At 71.1% G+C, this 20096-nt stretch carries 17 protein-coding genes; 6 read left to right on the plus strand and 11 right to left on the minus strand.

What is annotated here, in order from left to right; translation table 11 throughout:
- The first annotated feature begins 89 nt into the window (after nucleotides 1-89).
- From OVA26_RS15840 to OVA26_RS15860, 5 genes are all read left to right on the plus strand, one after another.
- On the plus strand, nucleotides 90-1085 hold the full coding sequence (locus tag OVA26_RS15840; RefSeq protein ID WP_268104818.1) for a LacI family DNA-binding transcriptional regulator: 996 nt from the start codon (nucleotides 90-92) through the stop codon (nucleotides 1083-1085).
- A 106-nt stretch (nucleotides 1086-1191) separates the two neighbouring features.
- Nucleotides 1192-2094: an SDR family oxidoreductase gene (locus tag OVA26_RS15845; protein WP_056224178.1), complete on the plus strand. Its 903-nt coding sequence runs from the start codon at nucleotides 1192-1194 to the stop codon at nucleotides 2092-2094.
- A 143-nt stretch (nucleotides 2095-2237) separates the two neighbouring features.
- On the plus strand, nucleotides 2238-3632 hold the full coding sequence (locus OVA26_RS15850; protein WP_268104819.1) for an alpha/beta fold hydrolase: 1395 nt from the start codon (nucleotides 2238-2240) through the stop codon (nucleotides 3630-3632).
- Nucleotides 3629-5182, plus strand: a complete 1554-nt coding sequence (locus OVA26_RS15855) for a GMC family oxidoreductase (protein WP_268104820.1) — start codon at nucleotides 3629-3631, stop codon at nucleotides 5180-5182. The genes OVA26_RS15850 and OVA26_RS15855 overlap by 4 nt, the downstream gene beginning before the upstream one ends.
- Before the next feature lie 157 nt (nucleotides 5183-5339).
- Nucleotides 5340-5684: a LysR family transcriptional regulator gene (locus OVA26_RS15860; RefSeq protein WP_144785893.1), complete on the plus strand. Its 345-nt coding sequence runs from the start codon at nucleotides 5340-5342 to the stop codon at nucleotides 5682-5684.
- Nucleotides 5685-5807: 123 nt separating this feature from the next.
- Here OVA26_RS15860 and abc-f read toward each other — a convergent pair whose 3' ends face one another.
- The 11 genes from abc-f to OVA26_RS15915 form a co-directional block, all read right to left on the minus strand.
- Nucleotides 5808-7448, minus strand: coding sequence for a ribosomal protection-like ABC-F family protein (gene abc-f, locus OVA26_RS15865; RefSeq protein ID WP_268104822.1), 1641 nt, complete (start codon nucleotides 7446-7448; stop codon nucleotides 5808-5810).
- A gap of 180 nt (nucleotides 7449-7628) precedes the next feature.
- Nucleotides 7629-8558: a site-specific tyrosine recombinase XerD gene (gene xerD, locus OVA26_RS15870; RefSeq protein ID WP_268104823.1), complete on the minus strand. Its 930-nt coding sequence runs from the start codon at nucleotides 8556-8558 to the stop codon at nucleotides 7629-7631.
- Between the two features lies 1 nt (nucleotide 8559).
- Nucleotides 8560-9138: an NUDIX domain-containing protein gene (locus OVA26_RS15875; protein WP_268104825.1), complete on the minus strand. Its 579-nt coding sequence runs from the start codon at nucleotides 9136-9138 to the stop codon at nucleotides 8560-8562.
- Between the two features lies 1 nt (nucleotide 9139).
- Complete coding sequence (locus OVA26_RS15880) at nucleotides 9140-10837, minus strand: CTP synthase (protein WP_268104948.1); 1698 nt, start codon at nucleotides 10835-10837, stop codon at nucleotides 9140-9142.
- Between the two features lie 72 nt (nucleotides 10838-10909).
- Nucleotides 10910-13723, minus strand: coding sequence for a DUF2207 domain-containing protein (locus OVA26_RS15885; protein ID WP_268104827.1), 2814 nt, complete (start codon nucleotides 13721-13723; stop codon nucleotides 10910-10912).
- Entirely contained in the window at nucleotides 13720-15414 is a 1695-nt protein-coding gene (gene recN / locus OVA26_RS15890; protein ID WP_268104828.1) for a DNA repair protein RecN, read from the minus strand. The genes OVA26_RS15885 and recN overlap by 4 nt, the downstream gene beginning before the upstream one ends.
- Nucleotides 15411-16331 carry an NAD kinase gene (locus OVA26_RS15895; protein WP_056224195.1) on the minus strand — a complete coding sequence of 307 codons (921 nt, stop codon included), beginning with the start codon at nucleotides 16329-16331 and terminating at the stop codon, nucleotides 15411-15413. The genes recN and OVA26_RS15895 overlap by 4 nt, the downstream gene beginning before the upstream one ends.
- A complete protein-coding gene (locus OVA26_RS15900; protein ID WP_268104830.1) occupies nucleotides 16328-17128 on the minus strand; it encodes a TlyA family RNA methyltransferase in 801 nt (266 codons plus the stop codon). The genes OVA26_RS15895 and OVA26_RS15900 overlap by 4 nt, the downstream gene beginning before the upstream one ends.
- On the minus strand, nucleotides 17125-17283 hold the full coding sequence (locus tag OVA26_RS15905; RefSeq protein WP_164481584.1) for a hypothetical protein: 159 nt from the start codon (nucleotides 17281-17283) through the stop codon (nucleotides 17125-17127). The genes OVA26_RS15900 and OVA26_RS15905 overlap by 4 nt, the downstream gene beginning before the upstream one ends.
- A gap of 19 nt (nucleotides 17284-17302) precedes the next feature.
- Nucleotides 17303-18340 (minus strand): HAD-IIA family hydrolase, encoded by a 1038-nt coding sequence (locus tag OVA26_RS15910; RefSeq protein WP_268104831.1) that lies wholly within the window; start codon nucleotides 18338-18340, stop codon nucleotides 17303-17305.
- The gene (locus OVA26_RS15915) at nucleotides 18337-19089 is read right to left on the minus strand and encodes a hypothetical protein (RefSeq protein WP_268104833.1); all 753 of its coding nucleotides are present in this window, start codon (nucleotides 19087-19089) and stop codon (nucleotides 18337-18339) included. The genes OVA26_RS15910 and OVA26_RS15915 overlap by 4 nt, the downstream gene beginning before the upstream one ends.
- A gap of 18 nt (nucleotides 19090-19107) precedes the next feature.
- Between OVA26_RS15915 and OVA26_RS15920 the strand changes: the two genes are divergently transcribed.
- Nucleotides 19108-19956: a hypothetical protein gene (locus tag OVA26_RS15920; protein WP_268104834.1), complete on the plus strand. Its 849-nt coding sequence runs from the start codon at nucleotides 19108-19110 to the stop codon at nucleotides 19954-19956.
- Nucleotides 19957-20096: the final 140 nt, after the last annotated feature.

Consider the following 20096-nt stretch of genomic DNA (forward strand, 5'->3'; position numbering starts at 1 on the left):
CGCTCCCGGGCCCCGCGTCGCCGGTTCGAGGCGGGCGCACTCCCTATGCTCGGAGGATGCCGTCGCTTCACGGCAGCACGAGGAGACGCATGCGCAAGACCGGCCGGCCCACGATGATCGACGTCGCCGCCGACGCCGGCGTCAGCCTGAAGACCGTCTCGCGGGTCGTCAACGGGGAGTCGGGCGTCGACCCGGCCATGATCGAGCGGGTGCGCGCGGCGGTCGCGCGGCTGGGGTACCACCGCAACTCCCTCGCCGCGAGCCTGCGCTCGGGCAACCGCGACACGATCGGCTTCATCGCGGCCGACCTCTCGAACACTTTCTACATGGCCGTCGCCGCCGCCGTCTCGACGATCGCCACGCGAGAGCGCATGCACCTAGTCATGGCATCCAGCGAAGAGGACGCCGACCTGGAACGCACCCTCGCCCTCGATCTCTGCCAGCGCCAGATCGGCGGCCTCATCGTCGTCCCCACCGCCACCGACCACTCCTATCTGTCCCGCGAGGTCGAGCTCGGGACGCCCGTCGTCTTCCTCGACCGCCCCGGCAGCGGGGTACCGGCCGACGCCATCCTTCTCGACAACCGTGGAGGCGCTCGCGACGCCGTCGCTGAGCTCCTCGCGGCCGGACACCGCCGTATCGCCGTGCTGCTCGACTCCCCCGAGATCTTCACCATGGTCGAGCGCCTCGCCGGCGCGCGCCAGGCTTTCGCCGCCGCCGGGCTGTCCCTCGATCCTGCGCTGGTCGTGGACGGACTCCACACCCCCGCCGTCGCCCGCGACGTCGTGCATCGACTTCTCGACTCCGCAGAGCCGCCGACGGCGGTCTTCTGCGCCAACAACCGCGTCACGATCGGTGCCCTCGAGGCGATTCTGCCCCGCGGAGCCGAGGTCGCGATCGCGGGCTTCGACGACTTCGAGCTCTCGCGGCTGCTGCCCCGTCGCATCCGCATCGTCGACTACGACGTCACCGAGCTCGGCACGCGCGCGGCCGAGACGTTGCTGGCGAGGGGCGCCGACCCCGCGACGGGCTCCCACACGCACCTCGTGCCGACGCGCCTCGTCGACCGGGGCGGGGTGTCCTGACCATCGGACGCTCCCGTCTCCGCGCCGGCTCGCGCGGTCCGAGCGTGGCTGCCCCGCTCCCGTCAAGGCCACGCGCCGCGCAGCGGCCCCTGCCTACCGTCGACGTATGACCTCCGATCGCGATCAGTTCACCTTCGACAATCCCGTGACCCGTTATGCCCGCGTCGAGCCGCCCCTGCAGCACCAGCCCGAGCCCGGCGTTCAGGCCGATATGAGTCCGGTGCCCGATCTGGGTGAGAAGACCTACCGCGGGCTCGGCCGCCTGGTCGGCCGCAAGGCGCTCATCACCGGGGGCGACTCCGGGATCGGCGGGGCCGTGGCGATCGCCTTCGCGCGCGAGGGTGCCGACGTCGCCATCGTGCACCTGCCCGACGAGCAGCGCGATGCCGACCACATCCTCGAGCAGATCCGGGATGCCGGCCGTACCGGCGTCTCGATCGCGACCGACATCACCGATCCCGGCGCGTGCCGCGAGCTCGTCGCCCGCGCCGCCGAGGCGCTCGACGGCCTCGACATCGTCGTGAACAACGCCGGCAAGCAGGTGATGGTCGAGAAGGTCGACGACCTCTCGGACGAACAATTCGAGCAGACTTTCCGCACCAACGTGTTCGCGCCGTTCTGGATCACCAAGGCGGCCCTCGCCCATCTGCCGGAAGGTGGCACGATCATCAACACCGCGTCCCTCGAGGCGTACGTGCCCGCACCCGACCGCCTCGATTACGCCGCGACCAAGGCCGCGATCAACAACCTCTCGAAGGGGCTGGCGCAGCAGCTCGCGTCACGCGGCATCCGGGTCAACGTCGTCGCACCGGGTCCCACCTGGTCGGCGCTGCAGGTGAGTCAGGGCGTCTCCGACGACCAGATGGAGCACTTCGACGACGAGAGCACCTACCAGCGGGCGGGCCAGCCGGCCGAGATCGCGCCGGCCTTCGTCTTCCTCGCCTCGGCGGAGTCGAGCTATGTCTCCGGAGAGACTCTCAACGTCAACGGCGGCATGGTCACTCCGTAAGCCGACCACGCGCATCGCCCCGGTCCGTCGCGCGCGGCCGGGGCGATCGTCGTCCCGGGGACGGGCCACAGCGCACGCTTGCGCAAAACCTCCCGTTCCGCAACCGACCCTTTCCGGGGCCTCCCGTGCGCGAGCGTGAGTGCATGCCCACCGACAACGCCTCCGCCGCCAGCGGGGCGCCCCTCACCCTGTACCTCCTCCACGCGCTGGGAGCGAGCTCCGGCTCCTTCGACCGCCTCGCTGAGAAGCTCGATGACGACGTGCGGGTGCAGGGCATCGACCTCCCCGGGTTCGGCTCCGCCGCGAGCGCCCCCGACGCCACGCTCGACGAGACCGTCGAGCACGTCCTCCGCCACCTCGCCGGCCACGCGAACGGTCCGTGGATGCTCGGCGGCCACAGCATGGGCGGCAAGATCGCCGCGCTCGTCGCCGCACGCGTCCTGCGCGGAGACGCTCCGCTGTTCGGGCTCCGCGGCATGGTGCTCATGGCTCCCTCGCCGCCACGTCCCGAACCCATGGACGAGGAGCGCCGTGAGCGGATGCTCTCGTGGGTCGACGGCGGGGCGATCTCGGAGCAGGATGCCGAGACCTTCATCGATCAGAACACCGCGGAGCCCCTCGACGCCGGGGCGCATTCCCTCGCCCTCGCGGACCTTCGTCGCACGTCCCCCACCGCGTGGCGCGCCTGGCTCGAGACGGGGAGTCGCGTCGACGCCACCGCCGAGGTGCAGACCCTCGATATCCCCGTGCTCGTGCTCGCCGGCACCGACGACGCGGACCTCGGGGCCGCCGCCCAGCCGGAGCTGCTCGCCTCGGTCTACCCCCGCGCGCGTTTCACGACCTTCCCCGACACCGGGCACATGATCCCCCTCGAACGTCCCGCCGAGGCCGCTGCGGCGATCTCCCGCTTCATCGCCGACGAGGTGCGGGTCGGTCCGGTGGTGCCGGACGACTGGGCCCGGCTGATCGCCGGCGATCGTGTCGATGCCCGGGTGCGCGGCATCCTGGCTCGACGATCCCTGCCCGACGACCGCGGCTACGCCCCCGCGGTGCTGGATCTGGCGCAGTTGACGCTGCTCCGCGAGATCGCCGATCTCGTCGTTCCCCAGGAAGGTCCGGCGATCGACATCGCCGGGCGCGTCGATGCTCAGCTCGCACGCGGCGAGGGGGACGGCTGGCGTCACGCCGACCTGCCCCTCGACGCCGAGGCGTATCGCACCGGTCTCGACCAGATGGCCGCCGCGTGGCCCACCGACCCGGCCGAGCGTGCCGAGACCTTCCGCGCCGCCGTCGAGGGAGAGGCGGATGCCGAGGGCCCCTTCGACGCCACCCAGCTGAAAGCGTGGCTCGAGGACGTGCGCAACGACCTCGTGCGCCAGTGGCTCGCCCACCCCGCGAGCATGGCGCGCGTCGGCTACGACGGGTTCGCCACCGGCGGCCGCCCCATCCGCGGATTCGTCGAGTTGCGCTTGGGGCGCCGCGAAGACTGGGAGCCGGCGAACGTCGGCGGCACGATCGCGACGGGAGACGCGGCATGAACCTCGAAGCGATGCGCGCCTTCAGCGACGACGAGATCGTCGACGTGGTGGTGATCGGAACCGGTGCCGGCGGCGCACCCCTGACCGCCGAACTCGCGCGGAAGGGTCTCACGGTGGTCGCTCTCGAGGCCGGGCGGCACTTCTCGCTCGACGACCTCACCCCCGACGAGACCGAGGCCGTCGAGATCAACTGGATGTCGGAGCGCCTCAGCGGCGGTGACGACCCGACCGCGTTCGGCCCGAACAACAGCGGGCGCGGCGTCGGCGGCTCGATGCTGCACTGGGGCGCCTTCACCCCGCGCCCCGACCGCCGCGACCTCGCGCTGCGGACCGAGTCGGGGGTCGGCCGCGATTGGCCGATCGATCCCGACGAGTTGCTGTCGTACGTCGAGCGCGTCGAGGGCGACATCGGTGTCTCGGGTCCGTCCCCCTACCCGTGGGACCCCAGCCGCACCTACGCCTATGCGCCGGCGCAGCGCAACGCGCCCGCGAATCTCGTGGCCAAGGGCTGCGACGCCCTCGGCGTCCGCTGGGCCGACGCCCCGGCCGCCGTGCTCACCCGCGCCCGCCTGCAGGACCACCACGGCGAGCGCGGAGCGTGCGTCAACTGCGGCGAGTGCCACCAGGGCTGCCGGGTGGATGCCAAGGCATCCACCGCCAACACGTACCTGCCCGCGGCCGTGGCATCCGGTGCCGAGATCCGCAGCGAGGCGATGGTGCACGGCATCGAGCTCGACGCCCGCGGTCACGTCGAGGCCGTCGTCTACCGCACGGACGGCGTCGACCGTCGTCAGCGCTGCCGCGCCCTCGTGCTCGCCGGCGGCGGTGTCGAGACGCCGCGCCTGCTGCTGCACACCGGCCTGGCCAACGACAACGGTCAGGTGGGCCGCAACTTCCTCGCGCACGGCGCGACGCAGGTGTGGGGCCGGTTCGACGAGCCGGTGCGCGGGCACCGCGGGTACCCCTCGTCGCTCATCAGCGAAGACATGATGCGCCCGGCCGACGCCGACTTCGCCGGCGGATACCTCGTGCAGAGTCTCGGGGTCATGCCGCTGACGTTCTCGACCACCCTCGTGCGCGGCGGCGGCCTGTGGGGCCCCGAGCTCCTGCAGCGACTCGATCAGGCGCGGTTCATGGCCGGCATCGGCATCAACGCCGACTGCCTACCGTCCGACGACAACCGCCTCGAGCTGGTCGACGAGCTCGACGAGTTCGGCATCCCGCGCGCTCGGGTGACGTTCACCGCCGGCGACAACGAGAAGGCGATCGACAAGCACGCGACGGCCTTCATGCTGCGCGTGATGGAGGCCGCCGGGGCGCGCGAGACGATGGTCCTCGCCCGCACCGCGCACACGATCGGCACGTGCCGCATGTCGACCGACCCGTCCGACGGCGTGGTCGATGCCGACGGCCGTTCGCACGAGATCCCGAACCTCTGGATCTGCGACAACTCGGTCTTCCCCTCGGCGATCGCCGCCAACCCCGCGCTGACGATCATGGCCCTCTCCCTGCGCACCGCGGACCGCTTCCTCGCCTCCACCGCCGCCTGAGTGGCGTCGTCCGTCCCGCCGCGCGCAGGTGCGGCGGGACGGTGACGCGCGTCCAGGTCCCCCGGTCCGCGCTCCAGACGACTCAGGAGCGGCCCCCGTGTCCGCATGCCGAGCGGCCCGGTCCGCTCCGCGCGTCGAACACGGGAGAATGGATGCCATGAAGCTCGAGCACCTCGTCCGGTTCGCCGCCCTCGCTGAGGAGCTGCACTTCCCGCGCGCGGCCGAGAAGCTGCGCATCCCCCTCGCCTCCCTGTACACGACCGTCGACAAGCTCGAGGAGCAGGTGGGGCAGCCGCTCATCTCGCGCACCCCGCCGACGCAGCTCACCCCGGCCGGCCGCCTGCTGCTCGAAGAAGCCCACCTCCGCATCGCGGATGCGCCTCCCGCCGCGCCCCGGCAGAAGGCCCCCGGCGGCGGCAAGGCGAAGGCCAACAAGGGCAAGGGCCGCGCCCCGATCGTGAAGGGCGAGCCGAAGCCCTACAAGAAGCGCCAGGGCCGCTGACCCCGCCGTTCCCCGCCGCCCCCACACGCGATAAACGCTGATAGTGGCGAGACTCGCTGCGACACACCGTGTCCCGACAGAATCCGCGTTTATCGAGCGACGGGTGCGCCCCGCGCCGCTCGCCTAGAGCTCGGTCACGACCCCGGCTTGCACGCGCCAGCGGCGGTCGGTCTGCACCGCGGCCAGCATCCGCCGGTCGTGCGTGACGAGCAGCAGCGTGCCGGTGTACGACTCGAGCGCCTGCTCGAGCTGCTCGATCGCCGGCAGGTCGAGGTGGTTCGTCGGCTCGTCGAGCACGAGCACGTTGACGCCCCGCGCCTGCAGCAGGGCGAGTCCCGCGCGCGTGCGCTCGCCCGGCGAGAGCTCATCGACCGGGCGGGTGACGTGGTCGGCTTTGAGCCCGAACTTCGCCAGCAGCGTCCTCACCTCACCGGCGTTCATCTCCGGCACGAAGTCCTCGAAGGTCTCGGCCAGCGCACGCCCGCCGACCAGCAGCGACCGTGCCTGGTCGATCTCGCCGATCGCGACGCTCGAGCCCAGCGAGGCCGATCCCTCGTCAGGGCTCTGACGGCCGAGGATGCCGCGCAGCAGGGTCGACTTGCCGGCGCCGTTCGGCCCGGTGATGCCGATCCGCTCGCCCGCGTTGACCTGCAGGGACACCGGCCCGAGAGTGAAGTCGCCCTGGCGGAACACCGCCCCCGACAGCGTCGACACGACCGAGCTCGAGCGCGGCGCCGATCCGATCGTGAACTCGAGCTGCCACTCCTTGCGCGGCTCCTCGACCTCGTCGAGGCGCGCGATCCGGCTCTCCATCTGGCGCACCTTCTGCGCCTGCTTCTCGCTCGACTCCGTCGCGGCCTTGCGGCGGATCTTGTCGTTGTCGGGCGACTTCTTCATGGCGTTGCGCACGCCCTGGCTCGACCACTCGCGCTGCGTGCGGGCGCGCGAAACCAGGTCGGCCTTCGTGTCGGCGTATTCCTCGTACTTCTCACGCGCCTGGCGGCGCAGGGTCGCGCGCTCCTCGAGGTAGGCGTCGTATCCACCGCCGTAGACACGGTGGGAGTTCTGCGCGAGGTCGAGCTCGAGCACGCGGGTCACCGAGCGGGCGAGGAACTCGCGGTCGTGACTGACCAGCACCACCCCGCCGCGGAGCCCCTTCACGAAGGTCTCGAGCCGCTCGAGCCCGTCGAGGTCGAGGTCGTTGGTCGGCTCGTCGAGAAGCGCGATGTCGAAGCGCGACAGCAGCAGAGCCGCCAGCCCCACGCGCGCCGCCTGGCCGCCGGAAAGGCCCGTCATCTCGGCATCCGGTCCCACGTCCAGACCCAGGTCGGCGAGCACGATCGGCAGCCGCTCGTCGAGGTCGGCCGCGCCACTGGCGAGCCAGCGCTCGAGGGCCGTGGCGTAGACGTCGTCCGCCCCCACGACCGAGGCGTCGCCGAGCGCCGCCGCCGTGGCATCCATCTCCCGCGTCGCCTCCGCGCACCCGGTGCGGCGGGCGATGTACTGCGCGACGGTCTCTCCCGCGACGCGCTCGTGCTCCTGCGGGAGCCAGCCGACGAAGGCGTCGCTTGGCGCGAGGCTGATCGATCCACCCTGCGGTTCGTCGACGCCGGCGAGCAGACGCAGCAGCGTGGACTTGCCCGCTCCGTTCGCCCCCACCACGCCGATCACGTCTCCCGGCGCGACGGTGAGGTCGACGCCGTCGAAGAGTGTGCGGTGTCCGTGGCCCCCGGCGAGGCCCTGCGCGACGAGGGTGGCGGTCATCCCTCTAGTCTCTCAGGGCCGCTGCGCTGTTCACGCCTCCGCCTTCGACGCGTCGAAGACCTCGGATGCCACTCCCTCAGGCGCCCGCCCATGCAGGTCCCCCAGCCCGTCGACGGGACAGGACACCGGCCCGCGCCGCCCGGGTCCCTGAGCCCGCCGAAGGCTCCAGATGCCGTCCCGTCACCGCGCCCGCGGGTGCGAGGTCGCATACACGTCGCGCAGCGCGTCGACCGACACGTGGGTGTAGATCTGCGTCGTCGACACCGAGGCGTGTCCGAGCAGTTCCTGGACGACGCGCACGTCCGCTCCGCCCTGCAGCAGGTGGGTCGCGAACGAGTGCCGCAGCGTGTGCGGTGAGACGTGGGCGGTGAGCCCCGCCTTCTCGGCGGCGGCCTGAATGATCAACCAGGCGCTCTGGCGCGACAGCGGCGCCCCGCGGACGCCGAGGAACAGCCGCGGTGTCGCCCGCCCCTTCGCGGCGAGCGCGGGTCGCACGCGCGTCAGGTAGGCCTCGACGGCCGCGCGCGCGTAGGAACCGACGGGCACGATCCGCTCCTTGTCGCCCTTGCCGCGCACGCGCAGCAGGTCGCCGTGGGCGGTGTCGTCGACGTCGAGCTGCACGATCTCCGACACGCGGGCACCCGTGGCGTACAGCAGCTCGAGCAGAGCGCGGTCGCGCACGGCCGCCGGCTCCGCGGCGGAGGCGTCGGCCGAACCGGGCGCGGGACCCGCGGCATCCAGCAGCTGATCGACCTGAGCGATCGTGAGGGCCTTCGGCAGGCGGCGCGGAGCCTTGGGCGGGCGCAGTCGGCCGCTGGGGTCGGCATCCACGCGTCCCTCCCGCACGAGGAAGCGGTGCAGCCCCCGCACCGACGACTGCAGCCGCGCCAGCGACGACGAGGCGGGCGGTGGCTCGGCCGAGGCCCGCTCGGCCGCGAAGTCCGCGATCAGAGCGGACGTCACGACCTCGACCTCGACGACGCCGCGCTCACCTAACCACGCCGTGTAGACCGACAGGTCGCGGCGATACGCGGCGACGGTGTGGTCCGAGAGCCCGCGCTCGAGCGCAACGTGCCGAAGGTAGGTCTCGACCGCGCGCTCGAGCTCCACGTCAGCGGGCGGAGGCCTCGCGGCGCAACACCTCGGCCGCCGCCAGGGCGCCGGTGGCCAGGATGCCGTTGCGCAGGCGTCCCGCGAGCACGCCGTCGATCACCTCGGCCAGCGGCACGCGCTCAAGGCGCATGTCGGACTCCTCGTGCTCGCGCTCGAAGTCGGTCTCGACCGCGCGCAGACCACGCGCGAGGAAGAGGTGCACGACCTCGTCGTTGCCGCCGGGGGTCGTGTGCATCGACACCAGGTGCTGCCAGCGGTCGGCGGCGAGGTCGGCCTCTTCGGTCAGCTCGCGCTTGGCGGTCTCGATCGGCGGCTCGCCCGCGACGTCGAGCAGCCCGGCGGGGATCTCCCAGTCGCGCTCCTTGATGGGGTGGCGGTACTGCTGGATGAGCACGACGCGCTCGTCGTCGTCGATCGCGACGACCGCCGCGGCTCCCGGGTGCTCGACGTACTGACGGGTCATCTCGCCGTCGCCGTAGCGCACGGTGTCGGAGCGCACGTCCCAGACCGCGCCCTCGTAGACCAGGTCGGTCGAGACGACCTCGAGGTCGACCTTCTCGTCGCGCAGCTCCTCCACGTCAGTCCTCCTCGACGTCGAAGAGCTCGCTCGAGCGGTGACGCTCGAGGGCCGCGCCGACGAGACCGCGGAACAGCGGGTGCGGCTCGGTCGGGCGCGAGCGCAGCTCGGGGTGGGCCTGCGTGGCGATGTAGTACGGGTGCACGTCGCGCGGCAGCTCGACGAACTCGACGAGGTCGAGGTCGGGGTTCAGCCCCGAGAACACCAGGCCCGCGTCGCTCAGCTGCTGACGGTAGGCGTTGTTGACCTCGTAGCGGTGACGGTGACGCTCCGAGATGTTGTTCGATCCGTAGAGGTCGGCCGCGAGCGAGCCCTCCGCGAGCGCGGCGGGGTACAAGCCCAGGCGCATCGTGCCGCCGAGGTCGCCGCTTTCGAGGATGTCGACCTGCTCGGCCATGGTCGCCACCACCGGGTGCGCGGTATCCGGGTCGAACTCGCTCGACGACGCGCCCTCGAGGCCGGCGACGGTGCGCGCGTACTCGATGACCATGCACTGCAGGCCGAGGCAGATGCCGAGCGTGGGGATGCCCTGCTCGCGTGCGAACCGCAGCGCGCCGAGCTTGCCCTCGATTCCCCGGATGCCGAAACCACCGGGGACGATGATGCCGTCGACCGCGCCGAGGGCCTTCGCCGCGCCCTCGGGCGTCTCGCACAGGTCGGAGGGGATCCACGTGATCTTGACGTGCGTCTCTTGACCGAAGCCGCCGGCCTTGATGGCCTCGGTGACCGAGAGGTACGCGTCCGGCAGGTCGATGTACTTGCCGACGAGTCCGATCGTGACCTCGTGCTTTGGGTTGTGCACGGCCTGCAGCACGCGCTGCCACCGCGACCAGTCGACGTCGCTCGCCTTGTCGAGGTCGAGGGCGTCGACGATGTAGCCGTCGAGACCCTGGTCGTTCAGCATCGAGGGGATGTCGTAGATGCTCGGCACGTCGATCGCGTTGACGACCGCGTCTTCGTCGACGTCGCACATGAGCGCGATCTTGCGCTTGTTCGACTCGGTGACGGGGCGATCGCTGCGCAGCACGAGGGCGTCGGGCTGGATGCCGATGGAGCGCAGCGTCGCGACGGAGTGCTGCGTCGGCTTGGTCTTCTGCTCCCCCGAGGCGCCCATGAACGGCACGAGCGAGACGTGCACGAAGAAGACGTTCTTACGGCCGAGCTCGTGACGGATCTGTCGCGCCGACTCGATGAAAGGCTGCGACTCGATGTCGCCGACCGTTCCGCCGATCTCGGTGATGATGACGTCGGGCTGCGGCTGCTCGCTGGCCTGCAGGCGCATGCGGCGCTTGATCTCGTCGGTGATGTGCGGGATGACCTGCACCGTGTCGCCGAGGTACTCGCCGCGGCGCTCGCGCGCGATCACCTGCGAGTAGATCTGGCCCGTGGTGACGTTCGCCGCCTGGCTGAGCTCGATGTCGAGGAACCGCTCGTAGTGACCGATGTCGAGATCGGTCTCGGCTCCGTCGTCGGTCACGAAGACCTCGCCGTGCTGGAACGGGTTCATCGTTCCCGGATCGACGTTCAGGTACGGGTCGAGCTTCTGCATGACGACGCGGAGTCCGCGAGCCGTGAGGAGGTTGCCGAGGCTTGCCGCCGTCAGGCCCTTCCCCAGTGAGGAGACCACGCCTCCGGTGACGAAGATGTGCTTCGTCGTGAAAGTCGTGTCGTCTGAATGTCCCGCGTCCGAAGTCTGCATCACGGGCTTCGATCCTATCAGTCGCGTGTGGGGGTTCGCCTCCGAGTCTGGCACCCCCCTCCGACATCCGCGTCACGTTCGCGTGACGATGGCGAGTCTTCGGGTGCGGACGAAGGCGACCACCGCGACGACCACCGAGAGCACCACGGGGATCAGCACGACGGGAAGGATCGCGTCCTCGGTCGCCGCGTCGCCGGCCGCCCAGCCGACGAGCACGACCTGGGCGATGACCAGGCTCGGCGGCAGCCAGCGCGCGAGATCGCGCCGCACACCGACCCGGTCGCGCGCGCTCATGCCCACCAGGCCCAGGACGACGGCCCCCGCTCCGAGGATCGGCCCGATGACCCAGGGAAGCGCCGTCCACGGGGTGTGCCCGATGCTCGGTGGCGTCGCGGACGAGAACGTCCCCGAGGCGAATCGCAGGTCGAGACCCGCGTACTTCGACGAGGACGGCCACCGGCTGTTCGGCGAATACTCGTCGCTCGCCCTCGCGTCGAACGACATGACGGTCTCGGACCCGCTCTGCACGGCGTCGTCGCCCAGCGGCTCGGGTGCCGCATCCGGGCGGGAGGGAGTGGCATCCACCCATCCGGACCCCTCTTCGAGGTCCTCTCCCAGTCCGTCCGCGAGGGTCAACGCGATCCGCACGTGCTCCGTCTCCGCGTCGACGGTCCGCCACGACCACGACCACCCCGGCATGAGTGCGGTCCAGGTCATCCGCTCCCCCGATGCGCCCTGGGCGATCGGGCGCGTCACCTCGTACCGGATCTCGACGACGTGGGCCCCGGTCCAGTCGTCGGTCAGGCGAGTCTGGACGACAGCGTGATCGAGACGCCGGGTCTGCACGAAGGGAACCGTCCCGCCGTCGACGGTGATCGACTCGACGGTCAGCCCCTGATCGTGCCCGTCGACGACGTCCCGCCACACGCGCGTGACCTGGGGGATCACCCGGCGATCCGCCTCGACCTCCGTCTTCAGGGTCTCGACGACTTCCACCCGGCCCGCTCCGTCGCCGTCGCGACGGAGGGTGGCGGCGATGTCGGCGTCCGTCACGGCGAGACCGCTGCTGCCCTCGATCCCGCCGAGAACCGCGGTCTGATCGGGGGCGGCGCGGGTGGACGCCGTCGTGAGGAACGCGAGCGCGATGGCGCCGGCGACGAGACCCAGCGCGCACGCACGGACGGCGAGTCGTCCGCCCCCGAGGAACGTCGGATCGGCACCCACCCGTCGATCGATCCCTTCGCGCTCGATCAGGCCCCTGAGCACACGACCGGCCGCGCGCGGGTGCGAGAAGATCACGACGTAGGGCAGATCCGGCGATCGCATCGGCGTTCGCTCGGCGGCGCTTGTCAACTCGAGGTACTGCCGCTGACCGAGAAGGTGTTCACGCGCGAGGGCTCCCTCGCGCGTCAGTGGGCGTGCGCTCAGCGCCACCGCGAGGATCACGCCGGCGAGGGCGACGGAAGCCGCCGCGGCAGCCACGGGCCACCATTCGATCGTCAGCGCGCGCTGATGCGAGAGCTGTCGCGTCAGTCCGAGCTGGAGGACGGCGAGCGCGAACGCTCCGCCGAGGAAGGCGTCCCGGACGAACCCGCGCGGCACCGTGCGGAGACCCCGTTCGAACTGTGCCCTCCACGCGGGCGAGAAGCGGAACGACCGCAGAGCCGGGAGCAGGTCCCCCCACCGCCCCGTTCGATGCGCGGCGCGCGCGAGACGACGGGTCAGCCGGGGGTCCTTCGGATCTCGACGCCACGCGTCGAGGGCCTCGGCGAGCACCGCCGTGCGGCGCGCTCCCCACAGGCGTGCGTCCAGCGCCACCGAGCTGCCGCGGCGCGGTTGCGACTCCGCCACGAACCACGCGCGCCCCCGCGCGTCGGCCCAGGCCACCGCCCGCGCGGCGAAGGCGAAGAGCACGCCGGCCGTCAAGAGAAGCAGCGGCACGAAGGGCCCGTACGCCTGGGCGAAGAACAGCGGAGACGGCCCCGGCATCGCGAACGTACCCGGATCGAACCGGAACGTGAACCAGAAAGATCCGTGGGGAGGGATGTTCTGGTCGTTCGTGATCTCGTACACGAGAGGATCGGATGCCGCGTCCTCGGGCTCCATCGTGGTGGAACCGCCCACGAGAAGCCACGACAGTCCCGCCGAGGGCTGGCGCGCGAAAGCCCCCTCGAGGTCGCGCGGCACGACGACGCGCAACGAACTCGACGAGACCCCGTGCGGCCACTCGGGTCCGAAGACGTCCCACTGCAGCACCTGGGACACCTGGTCCGACGAGGTGTCGCGGTCGTCGTAAGCGAGGTCGCGCAGGTCGTAGCGCACCTCGACGAGATGCGACCCGGTGAGTCTGTCCACTCCCCCGATGACGTAGGTCGTGCGGGTCGGCGTCGTCTCCACCCGTGCGTCGACGGGGCGATCGTCGAGCCGCGCCTCGCGCAGCGCGGGAGCGAGGTCGTGTCCCTCGTACTGCGACGCGAGCACGCGTTCGATCGAGTTCTCGTCGACGTCGTCCGGAAAGACCGCGGTGAACCTCTCCGTCACCGCGACGACGAGTCGCCCGTCGTCGTGACGCTGCAGGTCGTACTCCGCCGAGAAGTCCTTCGCGATCCAGGTGCTCGTGGCATCCTTCGCCGACGAGGTGATGTCGTCGAAGGTGAGGGGCGCGTTGATCACCGGGCCGACGAGGAGCACCACGCCGACGGCGGCGACCGCCGCCCAGAACACGCGGATGTCGGCACGCAGACGTGTCCCCCCGTGCGACCGCAGCCACGCCTCGAGCCGCAGCAGCAGCCGGGAGAGGAACGCCCACAGCCGCGTGTGCCGCGGGGGGTCGATCCGCGTCGCTTCCGGCGGCGCTGATAGCTCGTCGTCGGAGTCGTCGGTCATCGGGATCGGCCGGTCTCCAGCAGTTCACGGGCGTGCGTCAACGCCGCTTCCGAGTCGGGGAGCCCCGACAACAGCCGGGCCATCTCGGCTTCGCGCTCGGCCCCGTCGAGACGGCGGACACTGGATGCCGTGACCGCACCGTCGTTGCCCTTGACGACCGTCAGGTGGTTTCCCGCGAAGGCCGCCACCTGCGCGAGGTGCGTGACGGCGATCACCTGCGACGATTCCGCGAGACGAGCGAGCCGACGACCGACCTCGATGGCCGCGGCTCCCCCGATTCCGGCGTCGACCTCGTCGAACACGAAGGTGGGCACCGGGTCGACGCCGGCGATGACGACCTCGATGGCGAGCATGACGCGACTCAGCTCGCCCCCGGACGCCCCGCGCGACACGGGGCGGGGATCGGCGCCCGGGTGCGGGGCGAGCAAAATCGAGACCTCATCGCGTCCGTGACCGGCGGGCGAGGCGGGGGCCACGTCGACGCTCAACCGGGCGTCGGGAAGGGCGAGCGCATGGAGCTCTTCGGTGACCGCGGCGCCCAGTCTCTCGGCGGCCTCGCGTCGCGCAGCGGTGAGTGCTTCCGCGGCCGCATCCAGCTCGGAGGCCGCGGCGTCGCGCTGCGCCTCGAGTCGCTCGAGGCGGTCGCCGTCGTCATCCAATTCGACCAGACGAGCCGAGCCCGTCTCGAGCAACGAGATCGCCGCCTCGACCGTTCCGTGCGTGCGGGCGAGTCCGGCGAGCACTCCGCGGCGTTCATCGACCGCGGCCAGCTCGTGCGGGCCGGATTCGTCGAGGTCTGCGAGGTAGCCCGACAGCGCGACGGAGGCGTCGGTCGCGCGATACCCGAGGTCGGCGACCACCTCGCCGATGGCGGCGAGTGCCTCGTCGCTGCCCGAGATCCGCTCGAGGGCCCGGCGGGCTTCGGCCAGCAGCGTCACGACATCGGGTGAGCCGTCTTCGTTCGACAGGGCGGCGTGGGCCGTCACGGCGGCGACTCGCAGATCCTCGGCGTTGGCGAGACGCTCGGCGCGGCGCGCCAGCTCCTCTTCCTCGCCGACGATCGGCGCTGCGGCCTCGATCTCGGCGATCGCGGCGCGCAGCTGCTCGGCCTCGCGGGCGCGGTCGTCACGATCGGCGGTCAGGGTGGTCAGTTCGGCATCCAGAGCACGCCAGGCGTCCCACGCCGCGCGATAGGCGGTGCGGGCAGCGACGACCGGCTCCCCGCCGAAGCGGTCGAGGGCATCGCGCTGCGCTCCCGACGACTTGAGGCGGAGTTGGTCGGACTGTCCGTGCACGACGACGAGGTCGTCGGCGAGATCAGCCAGGACACCCGCCGGAGCGGTGCGTCCGCCCACGGTGGCGCGCCCGCGTCCTTCGCTCGAGACGGTGCGTCCGAGATAGAGCTCGGCCGAACCGTCCCCGACGGGCTCGACATCGCCTCCGGCCTCCCGCACTCGCGCGGAGACGACCCCCTCTTCGGGGACGAGCCACACGCCCTCGACGGCAGCCTGGGTCGCGCCCTTGCGCACCGCGCCGGAGTCGGCGCGCTGACCGAGCAGCAGCCCGAGTCCGGTCACGACCATCGTCTTGCCCGCCCCGGTCTCGCCGGTGATGGCCGTGAAACCGCGCCCGATCGGCAGGGTCGCATCCGCAATCACCCCGAGGTCGCGCAGCCGCATCTCCTCGATCACGCCGCACCTCCCGGCATCCCGCGCCATCCCGTGACCGGGAGACGGAACTTCCGAACGAGCCGGTCGGTGAACGCGGCAGGGTGCAGGCGGGCGAGGCGGACGGGCCTCGACGAACGACGCACCATCACGCGAGCGCCCGGGGGCAGCTCGTGCGAGCGTCGGCCGTCGCACCACAGGATGCCGCTGCCGCTCGTGCGCTCGAGCACCTCGACGGCGACCATCGCCTCGGGACTCACCACCAGCGGACGTGCGAAAAGGGCGTGCGCCGAGAGGGGGACGACGGCGATGGCCTCGACCGTCGGCCAGATCACCGGCCCTCCGGCGGAGAAGTTGTAGGCCGTCGAACCGGTCGGAGACGCCACGACGATCCCGTCGCAGCCGAACGACGACAGCGGACGGCCGTCGACCTCCATCACCACTTCGAGCATCCGCTCGCGGCTCGCCTTCTCGACGGTGGCCTCGTTCAGCGCCCAGGTCTCGAAGATGACCTCATCGTCGGCGTTCAACACGCGCACCGCGAGGGCGAGTCGCTCCTCGACGACGTAGTCGCGGTCGATGACCCGACGCACGGCGTCGTCCATGTCGTCGCGTTCGATCTCGGCGAGGAATCCGACGTGGCCCATGTTGATCCCGAGGATCGGGACGGTTCCACCCCGCACGACTTCGGCCGCGCGCAGGATGGTGCCGTCGCCGCCGAGCACGATGGCGAGCTCGATGTCGTCGATGCCGACGTCGACCCCGAGGGTCTGGACGCCCTCGAGCGACAGACGCTCCGCGAGCTCGGGCCGGTCCTCCGCGGACACCACCGGGGTGGCACCGGCCGACCGCACGGCGGTCAGGATGCGCTCGGCGGCGTGGACGGTGTCATCTCGGCGCGCGTGCACGACGAGGAGGATTCGGCGATCGCTGGGGGTCATCGGCTTCCGGTCAGTCGGGTCACGGTGCTCTCCCATTCTGAGGGGTCGCTGCCCCGAGTGGCCGAGAACCACGCGACGTACTCCTGGTTCCCGTGCGTTCCGACGATGGGCGACGCGATGAGCCCGGAGGTCCTGAGACCTGCGTCCCACGCTGCCCAGAGCACGCCGTGCACGGCGTCGGATCGCAGGGCGGGGTCGGTGACCAGCCCGCCCTTCACCGCCGTGCGGCCGACCTCGAACTGCGGCTTGATGAGGAGGATGACATCCGCCTCGGGGGCCGCCGTGGCCACGACGGCCGGCAACACGTGCTCCAGCGAGATGAACGACAGGTCTCCGGTCACCACGGTGGGACGCTCGGCGATACCCGTGGCGCCCGCGAGGGAGTCGGCGGTCATGAACCGCACGTTATACCCCTCGACCGACACCACGTCGGGGTCCGCCCCCACGACGGTGGATAACTGACCGTGCCCCACGTCGACGGCCATGACCGGACACGCGCCGCGCTCGCGAAGGACCTGTGTGAAGCCGCCGGTGGACGCTCCGAGATCGAGGGCGACCCGATCGCTCACGTCGACCCCGAAGGCGTCGAGCGCGGCCAGCAGCTTGTGCGCGCCGCGGCTGACGTAGTGGTCGGCCCCCGCGACGTCGAGCACGCTGTCCGTCTCCACGGGCGTCGATGCTTTGACGACGGAGCGGCCGTCGACCGTCACGAGCCCGCCGGAGATCAGTTGAGCCGCGTGCGAGCGGGAACGCGCCAGCCCGCGGGCGGCGAGCTCGGCATCGAGGCGCGGGCTCACGACGCTGCGGTCGGATCGATCGGCGCCGACTCGAGTCGCCGAGCCAACTCCTCGTGCACGGCGGCGTAAGCGTCCGCGCGGGTGTCGAGGGGCTGCTCCTCGATGAGACGCAGCCGATCGATGAGCCCGGCGTCCGGGGCGGAGCTGTCGGACATGGATGCCATGCTACCGACGTCAGCGCACGCGGAACGGGTCCGCGTAGAGCTGCTCCGGAACCCGGAAGCCGAAGATGGCGCGACCACTGTTCCAGATGGCCGCCGCGCCGGCACGCAGAAGGTCGATCTGCCGCCCTCCGTCGTTGACGATCCGGAGATCGACGCCGTCGATCTCGACGATCGCATCACCCACACGGGTGCGGTCGCCCTTGACGACCGTCGTGGGGTACGGCTCGAAGAGCTGACGGAGGTCTTCGACGATGTAGTCGGGGCGCTGCGAGGGCGGCGCCGCGAGCACTTGCTTCGGTCGGTCGATGCCGGTGAGCACCAGCAGGGAGCGCATCTCGGCCGTGCGCGCACCCTGGATGTCGGTGTCGAGGCGATCACCGATGAACAGCGGCGACTGCGCGCCGGTGCGGGCGACGGCGACATCGAAGATGGGCCGTTCGGGCTTGCCGGCGATGGTGGCCAACCGCCCCACGGCCGTGTGCACGGCCGACACGAGCGTGCCGTTGCCCGGAGCGATGCCACGGGCCTGCGGGATCGTCCAGTCGGAGTTGGTGGCGACCCAGGGGATCCCCCCCTCCTCCACAGGCGTCGCGAGTGCGTACGCGGCCTCGGCGAGATGGACCCACCCGACCTCGGGAGCGAAGCCCTGGACGACGGCCGCCGGGTTGTCATCTGCGCTGCGCGTGACGACGAAGCCGGCCTTCTCGACCTCGACGACGAGACCCTCGCCGCCGATGACCAGCAGGGTGGAACCGGCGGGCACCAGGTCGCGCATCAGACGCATCGCCGCTTGCGGGCTGGTGGTGACGTCGTCCGCCGCCACACGCAGTCCGAGGGAGGTGAGGTGCTCGGCGACCGACGCGTCGGTGCGCGACGCGTTGTTCGTGATGTACCCGAGACGACGCCCCTCCTGTTGCGCGCGGTTCAGGCTGTCGACCGCGTGCGGCAGAGCACCGGGGCCGGCATAGACCACCCCGTCGAGGTCCGCCAGAACGACGTCGACGCTGTCGAGCGGTGTCGGCGGCGGAGTGCTCCGGCCGAAGATCATCGCCCGTCTTCCTCGACGTCCGCTTCGACAACCGTCTCGGCGGGCTCGATGCCGTCGGCACGATCGTCCCCGTCACCCTCGATCACGTCTTCGTCGTGCGCCTCGCTCGCATCGTCGTCGGCCGATTCGACCGCCACGTCGTTTCCTTCGAGGGGGATGACTCCGGATGCCACGTCCACACCACCCTCGTCGTCGATGAGTTCGATCTCTTCGACGACGATGACCTCGCGATCGGCGACACCTGCGGCGGCGTCCAGGGCGTCGGCCGCGATCTCGGCTCGACGCTCCCATTCGGCGGCTTCATCGGAGCGTCCGAGTTCTTCGAGCACCGCTGCGCGCGCGGAGAAGAGGGCCGGGCTCCATTCGAACGCGCGGTCCGGGTCGGCCTCGGGGATCTCGAGCTCCTGCAGAGCACGATCCGTCTGCCCGAGGTCGAGGCGCGCTCCCGACATGGCGATCGCCAGCTGTACACGTACCGGAACCGACAGGCTCGAGCGGTCCACCGCGCGCCCCTCCTCGAGGGCGCGATCGGGACGTCCGACCCCGCGCTCACTGTCGACGATGAGCGGAAGCTGCTCGTCGGACCCCGTGATCCGGCGGTGCGTCCGGAGTTCGCGGAGTGCCAGGGCGAAGTCGCCGACGGCATATGCCGTGATGGCGACGGTCTCGCGGACGACCCCGACACGGCCGGCGCTCCGGGATGCGGCCAGCGCATGTTCGTGCGCCAGCTGGGGGTCCTCGTCGATCATGCGAGCAGCCATCGCAAGGTGACGGGCGACGTTGTCGGCGTTGTCCTTGCTGAGCGTCTTCAACTCGTTGCGGGCTGCGCCAGGCAGGTCGAAGGCAGTGACGTCCTCGGGGATCTCCGGGCCACGCTCGCGACGATCCTGCGGCGGGCGCGTGGCACGGGAATCCTCGCGATCGAATCGACGCGGCGCTCCCGCGCCCGGCCGGCGGTCGCCACTCGGACGTCGGTCACCGCCCCCGAAGCCGCGAGAGTCACCGTCTCGGCGCACGGGACGATCCCCGTCCCGACGGAACGGACGGTCACCGTCACGGCGAGCCGGACGATCGCCGTCGCGACGAACGGGCCGGTCCCCGTCACGACGGAACGGACGGTCCCCGTCGCGACGGAACGGACGATCCCCCTCGCGCTGAACGGGACGATCACCGTCACGGCGGACCGGACGATCCCCCTCGCGACGAACAGGACGATCCCCGTCGCGACGGAACGGACGATCACCACCACGCTGAACAGGACGATCAGCATCCCGGCGGAAGGGACGGTCACCGTCACGACGAACAGGACGGTCACCATCACGACGAACAGGACGGTCACCGTCACGACGGAACGGACGAGCACCATCGCGCTGGGCGGGGCGTTCGCCGTCACGACGGAACGGACGGTCGCCGTCCTGACGGAAGGGACGGTCACCATCACGACGAACAGGACGGTCACCATCACGACGAACAGGACGGTCACCATCACGACGAACAGGACGGTCACCGTCACGACGAACGGGACGGTCACCATCACGACGGAACGGACGGTCGCCGTCGCGGCGCTGCCCGCCGGCCTGCCCGTCGCGGCGATAAGGACGATCGCCACGAGGTGACGAATCATTGCTTCGAGAAGACTGTCCGCGCCCGGAAGCGCGGTCGCCCGAGCGCCCTTCGTTGCTCTTGCGATCGTTCGCGTCATCCGACGACATGACTGTCCTCCCGGGGAATTGTGCCCGTAAATGCGAAATCAACA

The sequence above is a fragment of the Microbacterium sp. SL62 genome, assembly GCF_026672635.1.
Taxonomy (GTDB): domain Bacteria; phylum Actinomycetota; class Actinomycetes; order Actinomycetales; family Microbacteriaceae; genus Microbacterium; species Microbacterium testaceum_A.